The sequence below is a fragment of the Pseudomonadota bacterium genome (genome assembly GCA_039024915.1).
GTDB lineage: Bacteria > Pseudomonadota > Alphaproteobacteria > Rhizobiales > MH13 > MH13.
This window is the reverse complement of record JBCCPK010000024.1, coordinates 1-2,828: the sequence shown is the minus strand read 5'-3', so window position 1 is coordinate 2,828 and position 2,828 is coordinate 1. Positions and strand designations below refer to the sequence as shown.

Annotated in this window: 3 protein-coding genes; all 3 read right to left on the bottom strand. The window is 59.7% G+C overall.

Features of this window, described 5'->3' with window-relative positions; genetic code table 11:
• Positions 1-1,229, bottom strand: a 1,229-nt coding sequence (locus tag AAF739_18015) for an ABC transporter permease (GenBank protein ID MEM6384564.1), incomplete at its 3' end; no start/stop codon positions are given.
• A gap of 241 nt (positions 1,230-1,470) precedes the next feature.
• Positions 1,471-2,571 (bottom strand): ABC transporter substrate-binding protein, encoded by a 1,101-nt coding sequence (locus tag AAF739_18010; protein ID MEM6384563.1) that lies wholly within the window; start codon positions 2,569-2,571, stop codon positions 1,471-1,473.
• 121 nt (positions 2,572-2,692) lie between these two features.
• Positions 2,693-2,828 (bottom strand): TOBE domain-containing protein (locus AAF739_18005; protein ID MEM6384562.1); only part of this gene is annotated, 136 nt, incomplete at its 5' end.

The following is a 2,828-nucleotide window of genomic DNA, read 5'->3' as shown; positions in this document are numbered from 1 at the left end:
GGCGTGATGTAGTAGCCGACGGCCAGAATGAAGACGAGCAACAGGCCCGCCCCGATACCGGGAATGGTCTGCGGGAAATAGACTTTCCAGAACGCCCGCGCCTGCGACGCCCCTAGCGACCGCGCCGCGCGCACGTAGCTGGGCGGGATCGTCTTCATCACGGAGAACAGCGGAAGGATCATGAACGGCAGCAGAATGTGCACCATCGCAATGATGGTGCCCGCCTGATTATACATCATCTCCACGCGACCGGTGGTCCCGATGACCCCCATGGCCTGCAGTGGATCGAAAGCTTGAATGACCTTGAGAAAATCGAAGAAGCCCAGTGCGTCGAGCGCGTCGTTCACCACACCTTGTGACTGCAGCAACACCATCCACGAGGTCGTGCGCACCAGCAGCGATGTCCAGAATGGCAACAGCACCAAAATGAGCAGCAGGTTTGCATAGCGCATAGGTACGGTGGCCAACATATGCGCGACGGGGAACCCGAGCAGCAGACATAGGCCGGCGATAACTGCCGACAGGATCAAGGTGCGCTGGAACAGATCGACATAGACCGCGCGCTTCGGATCGACCGCGACCACGGAGCCGTCGGGCTGCTGTGTCAGGTCAACGGCGGAATAGTAGAAAGACGCGGTGTTGGGTGATGATGCCCGCCGCATCACGCCCCAAAGATCAGCTTCCGTCCAGCGCTTGTCGGTTTTCGCGAAAGCTTCCTTGAAGGGGGCCTCCAGACGATCGGCCCTCCGGCCAGTCTTGGTGAAGAGCGATCGGGAACCGGGCAGGTCATAGTTGATGCGGGTACCCATTTGACCGGCCGTCCGCTCTTTCTTCGCGACCTTCATATCGGCGGCAAGCGCCTCCCATGCCGCCTCGTCTTCCGGCACGCCGATAACGCCCGGGTTCTCATCGAACCACTGCGACAGCGCCGGTGCATTGGCGGAGAACGCATCATTATTGACCGAGCGGAAAAGCATCGAGCCGATGGGCGCGATGAAGGTAATGAGGATGAAGGCCAGCAGCGGGGCAACGAGAATGAAAGCGCGAATGCGCGCTTGGCGCTGCGCCTTGGCAAGTGCCGCTTTGAGCGGCGTGCCGTCTGCAGTCGTCAGATCGCCGGTGCCGGCATCTGGTGCAGCTGCGGCCAAAGCTGATGCGGTATATCGAGATGCGTCCGCAAAAGGCGCCGCCTGGAATTGCTTGTGATCGCCTGCGGTTGTGTCGGCCATATCTGCCCCCTCGCTTCCCCATCGAAGCGGAAAAATCGGTATGTCGGCGGCGCGGTTGGCGGCCATCTCCGACGATGTTCTCAAGTTTGGCAGCGTGGCCCAATTTGCGGGCTAGCTGCAAGGGTCAAGCTCAAACAAGACCCCATGAAAAAGCCGGGACACCCGCAGGATGTCCCGGCTCTTTTAGTCGATAGCGCCGGGCGGAACGATAAGCGCGCTCATCATCATCGCCCGAAGCGTCTTAGCTGTTCAGCCAGGCGTTGAAACGCTCGGACAGTTCCGCGTCGCGGTCAGCCCAGAACTCGAAGGAGTTCACGAGAGCGTTGCCCATGTTGGCAGCAGCGGTTGGCATCTGCGGACCCATGTCCGTTTTGCCGTCCTGATACTTGCCGACGAGCGGGCCGGAAGATTTGCGGGCCGGACCGTAGGAGATCCACTTGGCCTGCTCTGCCAGCTGTTCGGTTGCCGTGGCGAACTTGATGAACTCCATAGCACCTTCTTTGTTCGGTGCGCCTTTGGGGATCACGAACAGGTCGAAGTCGAGGATCTGACCGTCCCAGACGATTTCGAAAGGCTTACCTTCGGAAACGGCTGCGTTGAAGATACGACCGTTATAGGCGGTGGACATGGCGACTTCGCCATCGGCCAGCAGCTGTGGCGGCTGTGCGCCTGCTTCCCACCAAACGATGGAGTCTTTGATCGTGTCCAGCTTGGCGAGGGCGCGCTCGACGCCTTCATCGGTTTCCAGCGTCTTGTAGACATCACCGGCAGCAACGCCGTCAGCCATCAGAGCCATTTCAAGGTTAGCCTTTGCGGACTTACGCAGGCCGCGCTTTCCTGGGAACTTCGTGGTGTCGAAGAAGTCGGCCATGGTGGTCGGCTTATCGCCCGAGAACTTGGACGAGTCATAAGCATAGATGGTCGACCACACGATGTTGGCAACCGCGCAATCGGTCAGAGCGCCTTCGATGAAGTCGTCGGAGGCTGGCGTGCCATCGGGCGCTGCGGGCAGAGCGGAAGCATCGATGGGCTCCAGCAGGCCTTCGTCGCACAGGCGCACGGCGTCGGAGAATTCGACGTCTGCAACATCGACGGTCACGTTACCGGCTTCAACCTGTGCCTTGATGGGCTTGGCGGGGTTGTCGGAGTCGACGGAGTTGATTTTGACACCGGTCTTTTCAGTAAACGGCTTATGGTAAGCCTCAACCTGGGACTTGGTGTAAGCACCACCCCAGGACATCACGGTCACGGGCTTGGAGTGGCCGTCTGCAAATGCAGCGGTTGCGCCGAACGCAACAGACGCGGACAGCACGGTGCCTGCGAGAAGTTTTGTCAGTTTCATCTGGTAGTCTCCCTTTGAGATAGCTCTCATGTTTGTATCCGGCCGTGATTTTGGTCGTATCGGCTGGATGGTTTTGCGGTCGCGACAATTGAGGGGCCGCAACCTGCAACTGTGGTGGCCGTTACATGGCCAAATGATCGAGTGCTCGACAATCGGCGGCTTTCCAGCCGACCCGCACGGTCTCTCCCTCTGCGAGAGGTTTGTGATCCGCGCTGTTGGGCACTTTGACGATGAAGTCCGGATTGCCGGCAACGTTC